The organism is Bradyrhizobium sp. AS23.2 (assembly GCF_001908185.1).
Taxonomy (GTDB): domain Bacteria; phylum Pseudomonadota; class Alphaproteobacteria; order Rhizobiales; family Xanthobacteraceae; genus Bradyrhizobium.
In genome coordinates this window covers 62,403-80,647 of the sequence record NZ_LGHM01000148.1, presented here as the reverse complement: position 1 = coordinate 80,647, position 18,245 = coordinate 62,403, and the positions used below count along the sequence as shown (strand labels likewise).

Genomic DNA, 18,245 nt, shown 5'->3' with positions numbered 1-18,245 from the left:
GGCGGGCCCTTGCGCATGTTCTGATTGGTCGGGGGCGGCGCGCCCGCGCCGGGCCCTGCCGGCGACGGGCCGGGGCCTCTCGGCGGCAACGCGTCCTGCGCCTGCACCGAAACGGCGAGCAGTGACATGGCCGAAACCAAGGGAATGATGATCTTCATGCGGCTGGACGCACTCATGCGTGCTTGACCCCCTACTCTCTCGATTGCCGTGCTCCTTGCGCGATAGACGATTCGGACGCGCATGGCTGATGCCGGCTGACATAACTGACCTGCTTTGGTCGGCTAAGTCCCGTTACAAATGTTTAAGATCACGGCAATTTTTCGTCCGCGCGGACCGCGGCTCGACCTCTTCTAGCGGGCCGGCTCGATCACGTTGCAGTTGGTCCGCCCCGACATCAGGCAGTCCTGCATCTTGCTGGCGGCGGTGAGGTTGCGGGCGAGCCACCAGCCCACACCGAGGATCACAATAGCGATAATCAAGCCGGCGATCGCGCCGCGGCGGTTGTCACCGGATTGAGGCTTCGCAGGGGATTTGGGCGCCTCGCCCGGTTCGGGCTTGGACTTGAGCTTGGACTCGGGTCTGGACTCGGGCTTGGGCATGGCTATCTGGTCGCGCGGCCGAGGCGGCTTTACCACCTCTGCGACGCGGCGTCACATCCCGCGCACGCTCTCCAGTTCAGCCTCGGGACGCTCGGATCGCATCCTTGCGCAAGGTTTCGACCGCCGGGATCGCGTGATCGACCCGCGGGGCGCAGGTCGTGAGCACGAATGCGGTCTGGGTGCATTTCCAATCCGCACCGAGAACAGCACTCTCGATCGGCTGTGGACGGCCGAGCAGCAGAGCGGCGCTGGCCACGGCTGCGACCGCGAAGGTGATTGCGAGCGATTTCAGGCTCAGTCGGAAGATCGTCATGCCCGTGCTCCGTCTCGTATCGGGCCTGACGCTAGGCGTCGCCCTCGTGGTCCCCTATGAGGGACATCACAATTCGGCAGTTTTTTCGGGGTACGAGAGATCGTCGGGGCGGCGATTTTCGGGTACCTGATCGGCTGCGATTATGGGTGGCTTCGCGACGCACGGCGATGTACACGCATGTGCGTCGCGTGGCGCCTGCTATGCCCAGCCGACGTACCAACAGGCACTGATGTAGTATTGAAAGCGAGGAAGACAAGGCTCGTCGATGAGTGGATTCAGGGAACCCGGGTACGCAGACCGGCAGAAGGCGGCACAGGACGCCCGCAAAAATCTTTTGAACAAGTTCAAGTCGCAGCCCGGGCACGACGATCCCGCGGTCGCGGCCCGTCGCGCCGAGCGCGAGGCCCTCGCGGCCAAGCGCGCCGAGGCCAAGGCCACGCGCGAGGCCGAAAAGGCCGAGCAGAAGCGCCTCGAGGAAGAGGCCAAGGTCGCTGAAGCGGCACGGATCGCACGCGAGGCCGAGGAAGCCGCCGAAAAGCTGGCAGCGCTCGAGGCCGAGCAAAAGGCCAAGCGCGACGCCCGCTATGCTGCCCGCAAGGCCAAGCGCAAGTAACGTTCACAAGTAACGTTCAATTGAATTTGAACTGAGACATCAGTCCGGGGCGGTCCACGTGACCGCCCTCGGGCTTTTGCGCGCGAGTCTGCCTGTCGCAAACGCTGCGACGACAACTGAAGATCAGTTCTTCTTCATCATCCCATCGTCTTTCTTCATCCCGTCCTTCGACATGTGGTCCTTCTTCATGCCGTCGTCCTTGGACATGGTTTCCTTCTTCATGCCGTCCTTGGACATCGTGTCCTTCTTCATCATGCCGTCGTCCTTGCCCATCTTGTCCTGAGCAAAGGCGGCAGGCGAAAGCGCGAGGCCCAGCGAGAGCGCGGCGACCGAAGTGCCGAGCACGATGCGGTTGCGAATGGTCATGAGCAATCTTCCCTTCGAGATGACGTTGGTCAGCGACTGATGCCGCTAACCAGTCTCGACGGATCGCCAGCCGAAGTTGTTACGCGGCCGTCGATAAAATTCGAGCGCGCCGGTTGCCATCGTTCGCTAGAGAATGCGCGCATGCGACGGGAACCTGGAGTGTGCAGCGCAGCAAGGCCGACACTTGCTGCGGCGTCCGGTCTCGAACTATCAGATGAGAGAACATCGGGTGGAAGACCGGCTAGGATGGGCCTCCGCGCCAGTCTCAACGACCCACCCAAATCAAACGAAACAAGAACCGTGCAAGGGGATCAATCCATGTTCACGCGCCGCCAACTGATCGCGACCGCAGTCGCCGCACCCGCCATTCTCCGCTTCGGCACCGGTACCGCGCACGCCGCGACCACGCTGAAGATCTCGCATCAATTCCCGGGCGGCACCATCGACAAGGGCGATTTCCGCGACCGGCTCTGTCGCATGTTCGCCGCTGAAGTGGCCAAGCGCAGCAATGGCGACATCACTGCTGAGATCTATCCGAACTCCTCGCTGATCAAGACCAACGCGCAGTTCTCCGCGATGCGCAAGGGCGCGCTCGACATCAGCCTCTATCCGATGCCCTACGCCGGCGGCGAATTGCCGGAAACCAATATCGGCCTGATGCCCGGCCTCGTGACCACCTACGACCAGGGCATGCGCTGGAAGAAGGAACCGGTCGGCAAGGCGCTGACCGACTTCCTCGCCGAGAAGGGCATCATCCTGCTCAGCTGGGTCTGGCAGGCCGGCGGCGTTGCCAGCCGCTCCAAAGCGATCGTGGCGCCCGAAGATGCCAAGGGCCTGAAGGTGCGCGGCGGATCGCGCGAGATGGACATGGTGCTGCAGACCGCAGGCGCATCGGTGCTGTCGGTCCCGTCGAACGAAATCTACGCCGCGATGCAGACCGGCGCCTGCGATGCCGGCATCACCTCCTCCACCAGCCTGATCTCGTTCCGCCTCGAAGAGGTCGCGAAGTCGCTGACCTCGGGCGCGGGCGCCTCCTACTGGTTCATGCTCGAGCCGCTGATGATGTCGAAGGCGATCTTCGACAAGCTGCCGAAGAACCATCAGGACATCCTGCTCGCGGTCGGAACCGAGCTCGAGGCCTTCGGCCGCAAGGGCGCCCAGGACGACGACGTCGAGGTCGCCAAGGTCTACGAGAAGGCCGGGGCCAAGGTCTCTGCGCTCGATGCAGCGACCGTCGGCAAGTGGCGCGACATCGCCCGCGACACCGCGTGGAAGGATTACGGCGCCAAGACCGCGACCGCGGCGAACCTGCTCAAGCTCGCCTCCGACGTCGCGGCATGATGCACGGTCCGGTTCCGGATCGTGACGCCCAGAACAGCGCTGTCGCAGGCCAGGGCCTTGCGGCGGCGCTCGATCGGGGTCTCGCCATCCTCAACAGCATCATCGTGGTGTTCGCAGCGTTCGCGCTGGTCGCGGCCTGCGCGATCCTGAGCTACAGCGTGCTCAGCCGCGCGCTGTTCAAGGCCGCCAATTACTGGCAGGACGAAGCCGCCGTGTTCCTCCTGGTCGGCGCGACCTTCATGACCGCGGCCTATGTGCAGCAGAACCGCGGTCACATCGGCATCGAGGCCTTCGTCGGCCTGCTGTCGCCGTTCGCGAACAAGGTCCGGCTCTGGCTCGTCGATGCCGCGACGTTTCTGTTCTGCGCCTTCTTCACCTGGAAATCCTGGACGCTGGCCCACGAGGCCTATGTCGACGGCCAGGTCTCGAACTCGATGTGGTCGCCGCCGCTCGCCATTCCCTATTCGCTGATGGCGCTCGGCATGAGCCTGCTCTGTGTCCAGATCCTCGTGCAGCTTGCGCTGCCTTTCACCCGAGCCAGGCAGCCATGAGCGTTTTCGGTATTGGCCTTGCCTACGGCATCGCAACGCTGCTCGTGATGTTCTCGGGCATGCCCATTGCTTTTGCCCTCGGCGCGGTCGCGGTCGTGTTCATGGGCATCTACATGCCCGCCGCATCGCTCGATACGGTGACGCAGAACGTTTACGAGGAAATGGCCTCGATCACGCTGTTGTCGATCCCGCTCTTCATCCTGAAAGGTGCGGCGATCGGCAAGTCGCGCGCCGGGCAGGATCTCTATTCGGCCCTGCACGCCTGGCTACATCGCGTTCCCGGCGGCCTCGGCGTCGCCAACGTGTTCGCCTGCGCGCTGTTCGCGGCGATGGCGGGCTCCTCGCCCGCGACCTGCTCGGCGATCGGATCGGCAGGCATCCCGGAGATGCGCAAGCGTGGCTATTCCGGCGGTTTTGCCGCCGGCATCATCGCCGCGGGCGGCACGCTCGGCATTCTGCTGCCGCCTTCGATCACCATGATCCTGTTCGCGGTCGCCGCGGAAAAGTCGCTCGGCCGGCTCTTCCTCGCCGGCATCGGGCCGGGCCTGCTCCTGGTCTCGCTGTTCGGCGCCTATGCCGTGATCCGCTTCCGCCGGGAATATGCCGCGGCCGAAGCGATCTACGAGAAAGGCGGCCCGGAGGCCGCGATCCTGACCCGCGACGAGTACACGCTCGCCGAACGTTTCAGCGTGCTGCCGCGCGTGATCCCGTTCGTGCTGCTGCTCACCGGCGTCATGATCGCGCTCTATGGCGGCTACGCCACGCCGTCGGAGACCGCCGGCCTCGGCGGGCTGCTGGCGCTGGCGCTGATCGCCGCGATCTACAGCGTGTGGCGGCCGAGCGATCTCGGCCCCATCATGAAATCCACGATCCGGGAATCGACCATGCTGATGATGATCATCGGCATGTCGCTGCTCTACTCCTACGTGATGAGCTATCTGCACATCTCGCAATCGGCCGCCGAATCCGTCGTCGCGATGCACCTGCCGCGCTGGGGCCTGTTGTTCGCGATCCTCGTCATGGTCGTCGTGCTCGGCTTCTTCCTGCCGCCGGTCTCGATCATCCTGATGACGGCGCCGATCATCCTGCCGCCGCTCCGCGCTGCCAATTTCGACATCATCTGGTTCGGCGTGGTCATGACCATCGTGATGGAGATGGGGCTTATCCACCCGCCGGTTGGCCTCAACATCTTCGTCATCCGCAACGTCGCGCCCGACATCCCCTTAAGCGAGGTGATCTGGGGCACGCTGCCGTTCGTGCTGCTGATGATGGCCGCAGTGCTGCTGCTCTGCTTCGTGCCGGAAATCTCGACCTGGCTGCCGGACCTGGTGATGGGGCCGGACGGGAGTAGGTAGAGGCAATCGCAACTGCCGTAGGGTGGGTAAAGCGAAGCGTGCCCACCATTCCAAATTACGTTGAGAGATGGTGGGCACGGCGCTACGCGCCTTTGCCCACCCTACGAAAGGTTGCTTCCGTCGTCATTGCGAGGAGCAAAGCGACGAAGCAATCTAGGGTCTTTCCGCGGAGAGATTCTGGATTGCTTCGCTGCGCTCGCAATGACGGAGAATTAGGAAGTCGCCCGCGTCTTCTTCGCGTTCAGCGCCGTCGCCACCCGACTCACGGGCAGCTTGCCCAGCACGCCGCTCATCTCGTTCGTGGCCGCCAAAAGCCTGTCCATGTCGATGCCGGTCCTGACGCCCATACCTTCGAGCATGTAGACGACATCCTCGGTCGCGACATTGCCGGTGGCGCCCGGCGCGTAGGGGCAGCCGCCGAGGCCGCCGGCGGCGGCATCGATGACACGGACGCCCTCCTCCATCCCCGCATAGAGATTGGCGAGCGCCTGGCCGTAGGTGTCGTGGAAATGCATCGCGAGCTTGGCGGCGGGAATGTTGGCGGCAACCGCGCGCAACATCTCCTTCGCTTTGGCGGGCGTCCCGACACCGATGGTGTCGCCAAGCGAGATCTCGTAGCAGCCGAGATCCCACAATGTCTTGGCGAGATCGGCCACGGCCTTCGGCTTGATCTCGCCGTCGAACGGACAGCCCAGCACGCAGGAGATATAGCCGCGCACCGGCACTCCGTCGGCCTTCGCGCGCGTCAGCACCGGTCTGAACCGCTCGATGGACTCCGCGACCGAGCAGTTGATGTTGGCCCGTGAAAACCCTTCGGACGCCGCAGCGAACACCGAGACTACCTTCGCGCCTGCCGCGCGCGCGGCGTCATAGCCCTTCTCGTTCGGCACCAGCACGTGGAATTCGGCGTCCTTCACGTGGCTCACGCCGCGCAGCACGGCATCCGAGCTCGCCATCTGCGGGATCGCCTTGGGCGAGACGAAAGCGCCGACTTCGACCGTATGAAGCCCGGCCGCGACCAGCGCCTCGACGAAGGCGATGCGGGCCTCGACGCTGACCGGCGTCTTCTCGTTCTGAAGGCCGTCGCGCGGCCCCATTTCGATGATACGGACCTGGTCGCTCATATCGTCACTCTCCCGACGGCTCGACCACGGCGAGCTCGACGCCCTCCTGCACGATGTCGCCGACCTTGCATTTGATGGACTTCAGCACGCCGGCATAGGGCGCGCGCAACGTCTGCTCCATCTTCATCACTTCCAGGGTGAGGATCGGCGCGCCCTTGTCGAGCTTGGCGCCCTCCTCCGCCAGCACGGCGACGACAGTGCCCGGCAGCGGCGCCGCGATCTTGTCCTCGCCGGCCTGCTCCTCGCTTTCGCCGCCGAACGGGTCGACCCAGTGCAAGTCGAACCGACCGTTGCGTGTACGCAGGTAAAGCTCATGGCCATCGATCACGGCCGCGACTGACGATTTGACGCCATCAAGCGTCAGGTCGAAACCGCCATCCTTCGGCGCAATCGCGAACGCCAGTTCGCGTTCGTCGATCACCAGCGTCGACGGCCCGCTGCCATAGTTCAGCGTGATCTTCTGCTCGGGCCCGTGACCGACACCATGACCGACACCATGACCGGCGCGGAAGGTAAAACTACGCTGGCGGCGGCCGACCGGCATCCAGCCGAAGGTTTGCCATGGCGAATGCGTCTCTGCCTGCGCGGCCTGCCGCTCCTGATTGACGATCGCGGCCACCGCCGCGCAGAGCTCGAGCTCGCCGGGCGCCGGCGCCGCCGCGGTCAGGACCGCGAGCTCGCGCTCGATGAAGCCGGTGTCGATCGCATTCGCCCGCACCTTCGGATGCGTCATCAGCGCCGACAGGAACGGGATGTTGGTGACGATGCCGCGAACGTCCGAATCCTCCAACCCGCGGTTCAGCCGCTCGATGGCGACATCCCGTGTCGGCGCCCAGGCGATCATCTTGGCCAGCATCGCGTCGTAGTACGGCGAGACGCTGTCGCCCTCACGATAGCCGGCGTCGATGCGCAAGCCTCCGGTCTCCGCGGGCAACCGCCAGGTCGAGATCTTTCCGACCGCCGGCATGAAGTTCTTGGTCGGGTTCTCGGCATAGACGCGCGCCTCGACCGCGTGGCCGTTGAGGCGGATTTCGTCCTGCTTCAGGGGCAGCGCCTCGCCGAAGGCGACGCGTAGCTGCCATTCGACGAGGTCGATGCCCGTGATCAGCTCCGTCACGGGATGCTCGACCTGGAGCCGCGTATTCATCTCGATGAAGAACACGTCCTTGCCGTCGGAGACGAACTCGATCGTACCTGCGCCAACATAGTTCACGGCCCCCGCCGCTTTTCGCGCGGCGGCGCAAACCATTTCGCGCTGTGCGGCATTCAGCGTCGGCGACGGCGCTTCCTCGATCACCTTCTGGTGCCGGCGCTGCAGCGTGCATTCGCGCTCGAACAGCGACAGCAGATTGCCGTGGCTATCGCCGATGATCTGCACCTCGATATGCCGAGGATTGTCGACGTATTTCTCAATCAGCATGGTGTCGTCGCCGAACGCCGCCTTGGCCTCGCGCTTGGCACTGACGATTGCAGGGACAAGTTCAGCCGCCGAGCGCACGATGCGCATGCCGCGGCCGCCGCCGCCGGCGGACGCTTTCACCAGGATGGGGAAGCCGATCTCCTCGGCCGCTTTCGCCAGTGTCGCCTCGTCCTGGGCTTCGCCGTGATAGCCGGGCACCAGCGGTACGCCTGCCTTCTCCATCAGTGCCTTGGAGCCGGATTTCGAGCCCATCGCCGTCATCATCCCGGCGGTCGGGCCGACGAAGACGAGCCCCGCATCGAGGCAAGCGTGCGCGAACTCGGCATTCTCCGACAGGAAGCCGTAGCCGGGGTGCACGGCTTCAGCGCCGGTCTTTCGTGCCGCCTCGATCAGCCGCTCAACGTTCAGATAGCTGTCGCGCGCCCGCGCGGGGCCGAGCAGCACGGCTTCGTCGGCGAGCGCGACATGCATCGCGTCGCGGTCGGCCTCGGAGTAGACGGCAACTGTGCGCAGGCCCATGGCGCGCGCGGTGCGGATGACGCGGCAGGCGATCTCGCCACGGTTGGCGATCAGGAGCGTGCGAAAACGCCGGTAGAGCTTTGAGCGGTCCATCGCATCACATCCTGAACAGGCCGAATTTCGTCGGTTCGATCGGCGCATTCGACGCCGCCGAGAGGCCAAGACCGAGCACGAGCCGGGTGTCGGCCGGGTCGATCACGCCGTCGTCCCACAGCCGCGCGGTCGCGTAATATGGGTGCCCCTGGCTCTCGTATTGCGCGCGGATCGGGCTGCGGAATGTCTCTTCCTCTTCCTTCGACCAGCTATCGCCCTTGGCTTCGATGTTGTCGCGGCGGACCTGGCTCAGCACCATCGAGGCCTGCTCGCCGCCCATCACCGAGATGCGCGCGTTGGGCCACATCCAGAGAAAGCGCGGACTGTAGGCGCGGCCGCACATGCCGTAATTGCCGGCGCCATAGGAGCCGCCGATCACCACGGTGAACTTCGGCACCGAGGCGGTCGCGACCGCTGTCACGAGCTTGGCGCCGTCGCGCGCGATGCCACCCGCCTCGTACTTCTTGCCGACCATGAAGCCGGTGATGTTCTGCAGGAACACCAGGGGAATCCCGCGCTGGCAGCACAGCTCAATGAAATGCGCGCCCTTGAGCGAGCTCTCGCTGAACAGGATGCCGTTGTTGGCGATGATGCCGACCGGATAGCCCCAGATATGGGCGAAGCCGCAGACTAGCGTCGTGCCGTAGAGCTTCTTGAACTCGTCGAACTCGGAGCCGTCGACGATTCGGGCGATGATGTCGCGCACGTCGAACGGCTTTCTTCCGTCGACCGGCACCACGCCGTAGATCTCCTCCGCCGCAGACAGCGGGTCGCGCGGCGGGTGCATGTTGAGGTTCGGCCGCGCCGATGGTTTCAGCGTCCCGACGATGCGCCGGGCGATCCCGATCGCGTGGGCATCGTTCTGGGCATAGTGATCGGTGACGCCGGACTGGCGCGAATGCACGTCGGCGCCGCCGAGTTCCTCCGCACTCACCACCTCGCCGGTCGCGGCCTTCACCAGCGGCGGTCCGCCGAGGAAGATGGTGCCCTGGTTGCGCACGATGATGCTCTCGTCCGACATCGCCGGCACATAGGCGCCGCCGGCGGTGCAGGAGCCCATCACGATCGCGATCTGCGGGATGCCCTGCGACGACATCTGCGCCTGGTTGTAGAAGATGCGGCCGAAGTGGCGCTCGTCCGGAAAGATCTCGTCCTGGAGCGGCAGGAAGGCACCGCCGGAATCGACCATGTAGACGCAGGGAAGATTGTTCTGCCGCGCGACATCCTGCGCGCGCAGATGCTTCTTCACGGTCATCGGATAGTAAGTGCCGCCCTTGATGGTGGCGTCGTTGGCGACGATCACGCATTCGCGGCCCGAGATGCGCCCCACGCCGGTCACGACGCTCGCCGAATGCACGTCGCCGCCATAGAGGCCGTAGGCCGCAAGCGGCGACAGCTCCAGGAACGACGTCCCGGGATCGACCAGCAGGTCGACGCGCTCGCGCGCCAGCATCTTGCCGCGCGCGGTGTGACGGTTGCGTGAGGCCTCGCCGCCGCCACCGGCAACCTGGCTCAACTTTTCGCGCAAGTCGGCGACGAGCCCGCGCATGGCGTCGGAATTGCGTGCAAAATCGGATGAGGAAGGATCGATGCTGGAATGGAGCGGCATGTGGTCCCGCGTTTTCTCTTGACGTGGTGGGAGGCCGCGGCAGGTTGAACCAGTTTCGCGGCAATTCCAATTGCGTGGAGACTTAAGCCGTCTCGGCCATCAGCTCGCGGCCGATCAGCATGCGGCGAACCTCCGAGGTGCCGGCGCCGATCTCGTAGAGCTTGGCGTCGCGCCACAAGCGCCCGGTCGGAAATTCGCTGGTGTAGCCGACACCGCCGAGCGCCTGGATCGCCTCGCCCGCCATCCACGTCGCCTTCTCCGCGGAATAGAGGATCGCGGCGGCGGCGTCCTTGCGCAGCGTCCGCGCATGGTTGGCGCGGTCGCAGGCGCGACCGACGGCGTAGACATAGGCGCGCGTGGCTTGCCAGGTCGAGTACATGTCGGCGAGCTTGCCCTGCATGAGCTGGAAGTCGCCGATTGGCTGACCGAACTGCTTGCGCTCGTGCATGTAGGGCACGACCGCGTCCATGCAGGCCGCCATGATCCCGAGCGGGCCGCCTGAGAGCACGGCGCGCTCATAGTCGAGGCCGGACATCAGCACCTTGACGCCCTCGCCCACCCCGCCGAGCATGTTCTCTTCCGGCACCTCACACTCGTCGAAGAACAAGGGATAGGTGTTGGAGCCGCGCATGCCGAGCTTGTCGAGGTGCTGGCCATGGGTGAAGCCCTTAAAACCCTTCTCGACGAGGAAGGCGGTCATGCCGCGCGGACCGGCCTCCGGATCGGTCTTGGCGTAGACGACCAGCACGTCGGCGTCGCCGCCATTGGTGATCCACATCTTGGAGCCGTTGAGCACATAGCGGTCGCCGCGCTTGTCGGCGCGCAGCTTCATCGAGACGACGTCCGAGCCAGCGCCGGGCTCGGACATCGCGAGCGCGCCGACATGCTCGCCGGAGATCAGCTTCGGCAGATAGCGCTGCCGCTGCGCGTCGGTGCCGTTGCGGCGGATCTGGTTGACGCAGAGGTTGGAGTGCGCGCCGTAGGACAGCCCCACGGCGGCCGATCCGCGCGAAATCTCCTCCATGGCGACGATGTGGGCGAGATAGCCCATGTTCGAACCGCCATATTGCTCCGGCGCGGTCATGCCGAGCAGGCCGAGGTCGCCGAAGCGCTTCCAGAGGTCAGCGGGGAACAGATTGGCCTTTTCAATCTCGGCGGCGCGCGGGGTGACCTCAGCCTCGACGAAGGCGCGCACGGTGTCGCGCAGCATGCTGATGTCTTCGCCCAGATCGAAATCGATGCTCGGGATGTTCAAGGCGATTCCTCCAAATTCTTGTCGCCCGAACCTACCTCCGCCCGGGCGCCTTGGCGGTCGAAAAGGTTGCATTTTCCGCCAAGTTTGGCGAGGATTTTTCATGCCCTTTCAAGCCGCGACCGCGACGCCCCGCCGCGCCATGACCCCCGCCGCCTTCGTCCGCGGCGTGGCTGCCGCTTATGCCCGCTACGGGAGGGATCCGGCCGAGGCGCTGAGCAAGGGGCAGGTCACCGAAGACCTCGCCAAATCGGGGGGACGGCCGGGTGACGGCGGCCCAGTTCGAGGCGGTGGCGGGCCACGCGATGCGCGAGCTCGACGACGAGGCGCTCGGCTGGTTCTCGCGGCGGCTGCCCTGGGGAACCTACGGCATGCTGTGCCGCGCCTCGATCACCGCGCCCAACCTCGAGGTCGCGCTCAAGCGCTGGTGCCGGCATCACCGCCTTCTGACCGAGGACGTGCTGTTCGAGCTGTCGCTCGGTGAGGAGACCGCGACCATCTCCATTCGCGAGCAGCGCGATCTCGGCCCCTTGCGCGAGTTCTGCCTGGTTACCCTGCTCCGCTATGTCCTCGGCTTCTCCTGCTGGGCGGTCGATTCCGCAATCGCGCTGCGCAGAGCCGAATTTCCCTATGCCGAGCCCGGCCACGTCTCGGTCTATCCCACGATCTTCTGCAGGAACCTGCGCTTCGATGCGGACGGCACCCGCATCGTCTTCGACAAGCACTATCTTTCGCTGCCCCTCACCCGCAGCGCCGCCGACCTCGACAGCATGCTCAAGGGCGCATTGCGGCTGACCGTGCTGCCCTATCGGCGCGACCGGCTTCTGGTCGAGCGTGTCCGCCGCGTGCTCCGCAATGCGCGCGGACGCGTTCTCGGCGCGGAGGATGTCGCAAGCGAACTCGCGCTTTCCACGCGCACCATGCATCGGCGCCTCCGCGAGGAAGCGACCTCGCTGCGCGATCTCAAGGAAGAGGCGAAGTTCGAGCTCGCCAAGCAAGAGCTGATGCGCGGCCGGGTGCCGATCAAGCGGATCGCGGAGATCGCCGGCTTCCGCAACGAGAAGAGCTTTTCCCGCGCGTTCCGCACCTGGACGGGCGCCTCGCCGCGCGAGTTTCGCGGCAGGTATCGCTGAGGCGCGCATAAACGCGCCGTCGCCTGGCTGCCATAATTTTACGGCCCCCGAGATGAACCTCGGAGGCCGCAACGTCTCGAAACCGGTTTCGATTTGAGCCCTTAGTTCGAGTTGGTCTGGCCGCCGGAGCGGACCTTGCTGCGCGAGTGCGTCTGCTTCGGCTGGAAGGCGAGCGCGTCGTTGGTGCTCTTCGCACCGCTCTGCGAGCACATGCCGCCGATGCCGGCGGCTGCAGAGCGGCAAGCTTCCATCGTCGGATAGCCGCAGCCATGCGCGGCCTGGGCGCCGTTGGTGATGCAGAAATCGTCTGCACGTGCGGCCGGCGCAGTCATCACGAGAAACGCAGATGCAAACAGCGTCGCGGCGGACGCGACAAACGTCTTCGAGGTCGAGGTCATCTTGTCTTTTCCTGCTTCAGGTCCCACAAAAGAGTCCTCGGCATGCGACGCAGCTGAGGGTTCACACCCCGGATGTAGGCCGCCCACCGGAGCCGACAATCACGACACGGCGCATTGCAGGCCTTCCCAAATCACATGTCACAGTTAGGTGAGTTACTAAGTTTTTGTGACAGCCTATCGTTTCTGTTTTTATGAACTCTCCGCTCGGGCACGCCCGAACGTTGCGATTCCCCTATCCCGCCGACGCGGTCGCGGCGACTTCCTGCAACGGCAGCGGCACATCCTTCGCAACGCCCAGCACCGGAAAGCTGCGGACGTTCTTGACGTTCGGCATCGCCGCAAAATGCAGGAGCTGCTGGCGCATGCTCTCGACGCTCGGCGCGACGCACTTCAGCAGATAGTCGGTGTCGCCCGAAATCCGCCAGCACTGCTGGATGCGCGGGATCGCGGCGATCGAGCCCTCGAACGCCTCCAGCACCGGCTGGGCCTGGCTACCGAGCTGGATCGAGACGAAGGACACCACTTCAAAGCCGAGCAGCCGCTCGTCGATGACGGCGCGGACCGCACGGATTACGCCGCGGCTGAACAGTGATTTCAACCGCCGCAGGCAATTGGGCGCGGACACGCCTACGCGCAGCGCCAGCTCGTTGTTGCGGACCCGCCCGTCCTCTTGCAGCTCTGATAGTATCTTCAGATCGATGCCGTCGAGCTGATCACGCCCGGCCATCCCCCACCTCGCCCTGATCCCGTCATGGCCGCAGCGAAGCACGCGGCGGAATCGCTGCCAAGGGGTTCACTCCGGCGCGCTGGCTGATCCGTGGATTGGGATCATAGGGTGCGACGCATCGCATACGGGCGGAATGCCTCCCCGCCGTCATGGCCGGGCTTGTCCTGGACAAGCCCGGGCATGACGAGTTCATCACACGGATGAAGGCCGAGCAGGCAGCCGCGCCTTCAGTGGGTCCAGGGCTCGCCGCGCCGGAACGAGAAATTGTCCGCATACGCGACCGGGCGGCGCAGCGATTCCTGGGGCTCGATCACCTGGTAGGCGATGCCCTTGCGCTCGCAATAGGCGACCGCCTCTTCCTTGGAGTGGAAGCGCAGCGTAATCTGCTGCTTCATGTCGCCGGACGAGGTCCAGCCCATCAGTGGCTCGACCGCGCGCGGCTGCTCCGGCTCGTAGTCGAGCTGCCATTCCCGGGTCTTGGACCGGCCAGATTGCATCGCGTTCTTGGCGGGCTTGAAAATGCGTGCGGTCATTGGCTGGTCGGCCCTTTTCGTCTTTTCGTTCGATTTTAATGCGTCACGGTAGCAGTTGGTGGAAACCGTGGGCATAGTATAGAGACACCTTTCGGGAACTGATCGGTGATTCCGGCCCCCGGGCAGCCTCACCGACGGGTATAGTCATTATGCTGCACCGTGACAATTGCGTACCCGCCTTCTGCCCCGGGATCCCGCCCGGCGGCAGTGCCTCGCCGACGCTCTCGTATCCGTCTCCTTCGAAGGCTCCCGTCGCATGACCTTCCTGAACGTCAATGCAACGCTCCCCGAGAAAGGTCGCGACCTCAGGCTCGACCTGTTTCGCGGCGTCGCGAACTGGGCGATCTTCCTCGACCACATCCCCGACAACGTCGTGAACTGGATCACGACGCGCAACTACGGCTTTTCCGACGCCGCCGACCTGTTCGTCTTCATCTCCGGCTACACCGCTTCCTTCGTCTATGCGCGGATGATGCTGGAGCGCGGCTTCATCGTCGGCGCCACCCGGCTCACCAAGCGGGTCTGGCAGCTCTACGTCGCCCACATCATCCTGTTCGTGATCTACATCGCCTCGATCAGCTATTTGGCGCTGCGCTTCGGCGATTCCGAGATAATCAACGAGTTCAACGTCGCCGGCCTCGTCGACAATGCCACCGAGACGCTGCGCCAGGGCCTGTTCCTGCGCTTCAAGCCGCTCAATCTCGACGTGCTCCCGCTCTACATCGTGCTGATGGGACTGTTTCCGCCGGTGCTGTGGTTCATGCTGCGCAAGCCCGACCTGACGATGGTCGTGTCCATCGCGCTGTGGCTCGCTGCGCGTCATTTCGGCTGGAATCTGAACGCCTATCCGGCCGGCCAGTGGTACTTCAACCCCTATTGCTGGCAGGTGCTGTTCGTGTTCGGCGCCTGGTGCGCCATGGGCGGCGCACGGCGGTCGATGACGCTGATCAACTCGCCGATCACGCTGTGGCTCTGCATCGGTTACCTCCTCTTCGCGCTGATCATGACCATGGCCGGCCGCTTCCCCACCCTCGCCGGTATGTTCCCGGAATGGCTGTTCGCGGCCTTCAACCCGAACGACAAGACTTACCTCGCCCCCTACCGCTTTATCCATTTCGTCGTGATCGTGATCCTGGTGATCCGCTTCGTGCCGAAGGACTGGCCGGGCCTGGAGTGGAAGGTGTTCGATCCCGTGATCGTTTGCGGCCAGCAGTCGCTCGCCGTGTTCTGCGTCGGCGTGTTCCTGTCCTTCGTCGGCCACTTCGAGCTGTCGATGAGCTCCGGCTCGCTGTTCGCGCAGATCTTCGTCAGCGTCGCCGGCATCGCGATCATGACGACGGTGGCCTATTACATTTCGTGGTCGAAGAAGCAGGACAAGCCGCTGAAGCCACCGCCGGCCAAGCCGGCGGCGACGGCGAAGGCCGCCTAGAGCCATTTCTGTTCCGTTGGAATCGGAACGAAGCTCTGGAAGCTGGCTCAAGCCGCTTCGCTGTCGTACTCGGTGAACTTCTTGTAGATCCAGTCGCGGCCGTCGTGACGGCGCCAGACTTTGCCGTACACAAGCTGCCCGTTGATCGAGCGGCGCGGCATGATCACGGTCCAGAGGTGCCAGATCTCGGTCCAGTTGGACTGTGGACTGGCGGTTCGGACGTTACGATCGAAAGACATGGTGCAGAACTCACAGGATACGAGCGCTGCGATGAACTGTGATCTCGTGTGAGCACCAATTGCGGGCAGCCCATCGCGAGCCGGGACCGACCTGATAACAGCCGCCAGAGCGGCCGCAACAACCGCTCGCCTTTAACCTAACCGATCAACCTTACTTGTCGTGACGGAGCGGCGAGACTGGTTGAAAGCCGGCGCCAATTTTTCTAGAGTGCATGCGTGATTTGAGAATGAGCGCGCCATGAGAACGCGCTGCAATTTTGAACAGACGTCGAAGTTTGAAAAGAATTGGAATTTTTGAAAAGAATTGACCGGTTGAGGCGACCGCAATGAACTTGCAATGTGCATGTCTGCGCCTGGCGGTGCGCTCGACGCCGCTCGCGCTCGTCAGGACCTCCGTCCAGGAATCGCCGAAGGCTGCGAACGACAACCAGACGGCTTGGCCGTTCATACCGTTTCCGCTCGGCTGGTACGCCTCGAACTGATCCTGGAAAAGCGCAACGCCGCGCAAGCGGAATATCATCGCTTGGCGGCGTCCGTTTAGACATTGGGCGCTGAAATCCCCAACACCGATATGTCTGTGGCCACAGCCAAAGGTTCGATGAAGCTTCGATAATTCTGCGCCGCCCGACCGCTCCAATGCCTTGAAAACTCGCGCAGAAGTCGCGAGCCGCCGATCGCGAACGCTCGGAGAGAGGCCTGGTGCGAGGACGAGGTCTCCGACGTGGTGGACGTCAAGGATGTCGTTGACGTCGAGGATGCCGCGGAGGATGACGTGGCTGCGATCGACTGAGACGTTGAAGCCTCCACGGCGGATGAAGCAATCGCACTGGTCGACATGAGAATCTTGCCTGAAGAAGACCCCGGGCGCAGCGCCGATCGCGCGCCCTGTCCTCTCCTTCAACGCGGCAGGCGGGCGAAGCAGGCGCTCGGCGGGCCAGAAGTCCGATGCGGCACTTTCCGGCCAGATCGTAGCAACCAATCACCGCGCCACGAGTTGCAGCTTCTTCGCGCCTGTCCGGGGCATCCGTGCATGTCCGCGATCAGTGTATGCGCGCCTTCATGGACAGCCACCTCGTCTCACGTCCCTGTGAGCTGGAGAGCGGCCGATGAATTTCCACGAGCGACCAGAGACCAATGAACATCGGGCAGCAAGGCAAGGGGATGCTGTGAGCCAGATTGATACGAGTGAGAAACTCTCCGACACGCCGGAGACTGCAAGTTCGCTGTTCGCACTCTGCGGGCTTGGCGTCGCGGGGATCGCAATGCTGGGCTGGATCTGCGGCCTCGGCTGGCTCGCCTGGCGCCTCGCCGATTGGCTGTTGTTCTGAGCCGCATCCGCGGCCCCAAAGCCCTGGACATCACCCTTGGGGGTATCAACCTCGGGAGTGGTCGGGGCAGCTGGATTCGAACCAACGACCTGCAGTACCCAAAATTGTTCTATTTGCATTCGTATGGCGAAGCTGGCACGAATTGCACACATTAAGCCTTTGAATTTTTTAGCTTCTACCTGGTCACCTTGACCATTTGCATTCAAACAGTGTCGCGAGTTCAAGTCCCGGGGACCCGGAAGCGAGCCCGATTTCAGCGGGCACGTCCACTGCGGCGCGCACGGCGTCGAGTAGCGAGCGAGGTTTCCGGACCGTTAGGATAGCGCCGCTCGAATGCGGCGCGAGCCGCGTCCCACTGACCCGACGAGCGCAGTGATGCGACCGTCCCCGCCAATGATGTGGCGCGCACCAAGTAACGACCGACCAGTTGAGAACGCACCATGGTCTCAGGGTTGAGTTTAGCCGGGCACGGCGCTGGAGAATCGGCGAAGAAGCACCAGTGTGCAGCCATCCGGACTAGGCCGGGAGCGCCCATCTTCTGCACCAGCACGCGGTCGATCGTCGTTGCGCAACGATAGTAGACGTCCGAAGCCATAATAGCGTGCCGCGGGCGCCAATCGACAACATGGCCCTCCCTAATCGAAGGGAGCGATAATTTCCATTTCCCAACCCGCTTCGGCCATCGCGCAAGCGTCTCCAAGAAAGCCGGTTCCGCGCATAGAGCGGCAAGTTCGCCGCTAGCGCGGTTCGCCCGGTGGACAACACAATTACGGGCGACACCAAAGAAAGTGGCCATGCGCGCCAAATCGGCGATCGAAGAGGCCTTGATGCCCACAATCGCATCGAATCCGTGCATCGCGCTCGTGCCGCTCCGCTTGGACTGGGCAGGCACTAGGCCGACACGATCGAACTCGGCTTTCGCGCCGGTCAGATAGTCCTCAAACGAGGCCGTCGCGCGAGCAAGGCCCATCTCCGCCAAAAAACCCGCAGCCTCCTTGACTGGCTGATCTAGATTTCGCCAGCGAGTTTCACGGCCCCACGGTTCGGTCCCGGTCGGAAGCGCAATTAAGCCAGCAGACCTATCGGCCGCCGAAACGCCGGATAGCATTTCCAGCGATCCAAAGCTTACTTTGATATTGCGGTTGAACGCATTGTGGAACGCAATCAATTTGACGAGCGGCTCGCTAATCGCCGCGTCAATATCCATACCAGCCCCCACTGCGACGAAACCTCCACCCGTTCCTTGGCTATGCCGCTCCGCCTCGTCGGCATACCCGGGATCAATGCCCCCCGAGCTACTGAC

19 protein-coding genes and 1 pseudogene are annotated in these 18,245 nt (G+C 64.0%); 7 read left to right on the top strand and 13 right to left on the bottom strand.

Annotated features, from left to right (window positions below):
- Positions 1–350: 350 nt before the first annotated feature.
- Entirely contained in the window at positions 351–599 is a 249-nt protein-coding gene (locus AC630_RS29880; protein ID WP_074122060.1) for a hypothetical protein, read from the bottom strand.
- 76 nt (positions 600–675) lie between these two features.
- On the bottom strand, positions 676–912 hold the full coding sequence (locus AC630_RS29875; protein WP_074122059.1) for a hypothetical protein: 237 nt from the start codon (positions 910–912) through the stop codon (positions 676–678).
- A 265-nt stretch (positions 913–1,177) separates the two neighbouring features.
- Between AC630_RS29875 and AC630_RS29870 the strand changes: the two genes are divergently transcribed.
- A complete protein-coding gene (locus tag AC630_RS29870) occupies positions 1,178–1,525 on the top strand; it encodes a DUF6481 family protein (RefSeq protein WP_074122057.1) in 348 nt (115 codons plus the stop codon).
- 123 nt (positions 1,526–1,648) lie between these two features.
- Here AC630_RS29870 and AC630_RS29865 read toward each other — a convergent pair whose 3' ends face one another.
- Positions 1,649–1,891 carry a pentapeptide MXKDX repeat protein gene (locus AC630_RS29865; protein ID WP_074122055.1) on the bottom strand — a complete coding sequence of 81 codons (243 nt, stop codon included), beginning with the start codon at positions 1,889–1,891 and terminating at the stop codon, positions 1,649–1,651.
- 318 nt (positions 1,892–2,209) lie between these two features.
- Between AC630_RS29865 and AC630_RS29860 the strand changes: the two genes are divergently transcribed.
- From AC630_RS29860 to AC630_RS29850, 3 genes are read left to right on the top strand one after another with little or no spacing between them, the layout of a single operon-like run.
- Complete coding sequence (locus tag AC630_RS29860; RefSeq protein WP_074122054.1) at positions 2,210–3,232, top strand: TRAP transporter substrate-binding protein; 1,023 nt, start codon at positions 2,210–2,212, stop codon at positions 3,230–3,232.
- Positions 3,229–3,783: a TRAP transporter small permease gene (locus AC630_RS29855; RefSeq protein ID WP_074122052.1), complete on the top strand. Its 555-nt coding sequence runs from the start codon at positions 3,229–3,231 to the stop codon at positions 3,781–3,783. The genes AC630_RS29860 and AC630_RS29855 overlap by 4 nt, the downstream gene beginning before the upstream one ends.
- Positions 3,780–5,138, top strand: coding sequence for a TRAP transporter large permease (locus AC630_RS29850; protein ID WP_074122050.1), 1,359 nt, complete (start codon positions 3,780–3,782; stop codon positions 5,136–5,138). The genes AC630_RS29855 and AC630_RS29850 overlap by 4 nt, the downstream gene beginning before the upstream one ends.
- 212 nt (positions 5,139–5,350) lie before the next feature.
- On the opposite strand, the gene AC630_RS29845 is transcribed toward AC630_RS29850, so the two are convergent.
- From AC630_RS29845 to AC630_RS29830, 4 genes are all read right to left on the bottom strand, one after another.
- Positions 5,351–6,262, bottom strand: coding sequence for a hydroxymethylglutaryl-CoA lyase (locus tag AC630_RS29845; RefSeq protein ID WP_074122048.1), 912 nt, complete (start codon positions 6,260–6,262; stop codon positions 5,351–5,353).
- A gap of 4 nt (positions 6,263–6,266) precedes the next feature.
- Positions 6,267–8,294: an acetyl/propionyl/methylcrotonyl-CoA carboxylase subunit alpha gene (locus tag AC630_RS29840; protein ID WP_074122047.1), complete on the bottom strand. Its 2,028-nt coding sequence runs from the start codon at positions 8,292–8,294 to the stop codon at positions 6,267–6,269.
- A gap of 4 nt (positions 8,295–8,298) precedes the next feature.
- On the bottom strand, positions 8,299–9,903 hold the full coding sequence (locus AC630_RS29835; RefSeq protein WP_074122045.1) for a carboxyl transferase domain-containing protein: 1,605 nt from the start codon (positions 9,901–9,903) through the stop codon (positions 8,299–8,301).
- An 82-nt stretch (positions 9,904–9,985) separates the two neighbouring features.
- On the bottom strand, positions 9,986–11,113 hold the full coding sequence (locus AC630_RS29830) for an isovaleryl-CoA dehydrogenase (protein WP_143198427.1): 1,128 nt from the start codon (positions 11,111–11,113) through the stop codon (positions 9,986–9,988).
- A gap of 145 nt (positions 11,114–11,258) precedes the next feature.
- Between AC630_RS29830 and AC630_RS29825 the strand changes: the two are divergent.
- Positions 11,259–12,288, top strand: a pseudogene (locus tag AC630_RS29825) (AraC family transcriptional regulator).
- Positions 12,289–12,389: 101 nt separating this feature from the next.
- Here the strand turns inward: AC630_RS29825 and AC630_RS29820 are convergent.
- From AC630_RS29820 to AC630_RS29810, 3 genes are all read right to left on the bottom strand, one after another.
- On the bottom strand, positions 12,390–12,686 hold the full coding sequence (locus AC630_RS29820) for a DUF3551 domain-containing protein (RefSeq protein WP_074122042.1): 297 nt from the start codon (positions 12,684–12,686) through the stop codon (positions 12,390–12,392).
- 232 nt (positions 12,687–12,918) lie between these two features.
- A complete protein-coding gene (locus AC630_RS29815; RefSeq protein ID WP_074122040.1) occupies positions 12,919–13,413 on the bottom strand; it encodes an Lrp/AsnC family transcriptional regulator in 495 nt (164 codons plus the stop codon).
- A gap of 227 nt (positions 13,414–13,640) precedes the next feature.
- The gene (locus AC630_RS29810) at positions 13,641–13,946 is read right to left on the bottom strand and encodes an ETC complex I subunit (protein ID WP_074122038.1); all 306 of its coding nucleotides are present in this window, start codon (positions 13,944–13,946) and stop codon (positions 13,641–13,643) included.
- A 256-nt stretch (positions 13,947–14,202) separates the two neighbouring features.
- Here AC630_RS29810 and AC630_RS29805 point away from each other — a divergent pair, with 256 nt between their 5' ends.
- Positions 14,203–15,375, top strand: coding sequence for an OpgC domain-containing protein (locus AC630_RS29805; RefSeq protein ID WP_074122037.1), 1,173 nt, complete (start codon positions 14,203–14,205; stop codon positions 15,373–15,375).
- Positions 15,376–15,422: 47 nt separating this feature from the next.
- Here the strand turns inward: AC630_RS29805 and AC630_RS29800 are convergent, their stop codons facing one another.
- Positions 15,423–15,614, bottom strand: a complete 192-nt coding sequence (locus tag AC630_RS29800) for a hypothetical protein (RefSeq protein WP_074122035.1) — start codon at positions 15,612–15,614, stop codon at positions 15,423–15,425.
- A 151-nt stretch (positions 15,615–15,765) separates the two neighbouring features.
- On the bottom strand, positions 15,766–16,593 hold the full coding sequence (locus AC630_RS45730) for a hypothetical protein (protein WP_167561305.1): 828 nt from the start codon (positions 16,591–16,593) through the stop codon (positions 15,766–15,768).
- A gap of 187 nt (positions 16,594–16,780) precedes the next feature.
- Here AC630_RS45730 and AC630_RS29795 point away from each other — a divergent pair, with 187 nt between their 5' ends.
- A complete protein-coding gene (locus AC630_RS29795) occupies positions 16,781–16,942 on the top strand; it encodes an RNA-binding protein (RefSeq protein ID WP_245330556.1) in 162 nt (53 codons plus the stop codon).
- Positions 16,943–17,195: 253 nt separating this feature from the next.
- Here the strand turns inward: AC630_RS29795 and AC630_RS29790 are convergent, their stop codons facing one another.
- Entirely contained in the window at positions 17,196–18,149 is a 954-nt protein-coding gene (locus AC630_RS29790; RefSeq protein WP_143198422.1) for a hypothetical protein, read from the bottom strand.
- Positions 18,150–18,245: the final 96 nt, after the last annotated feature.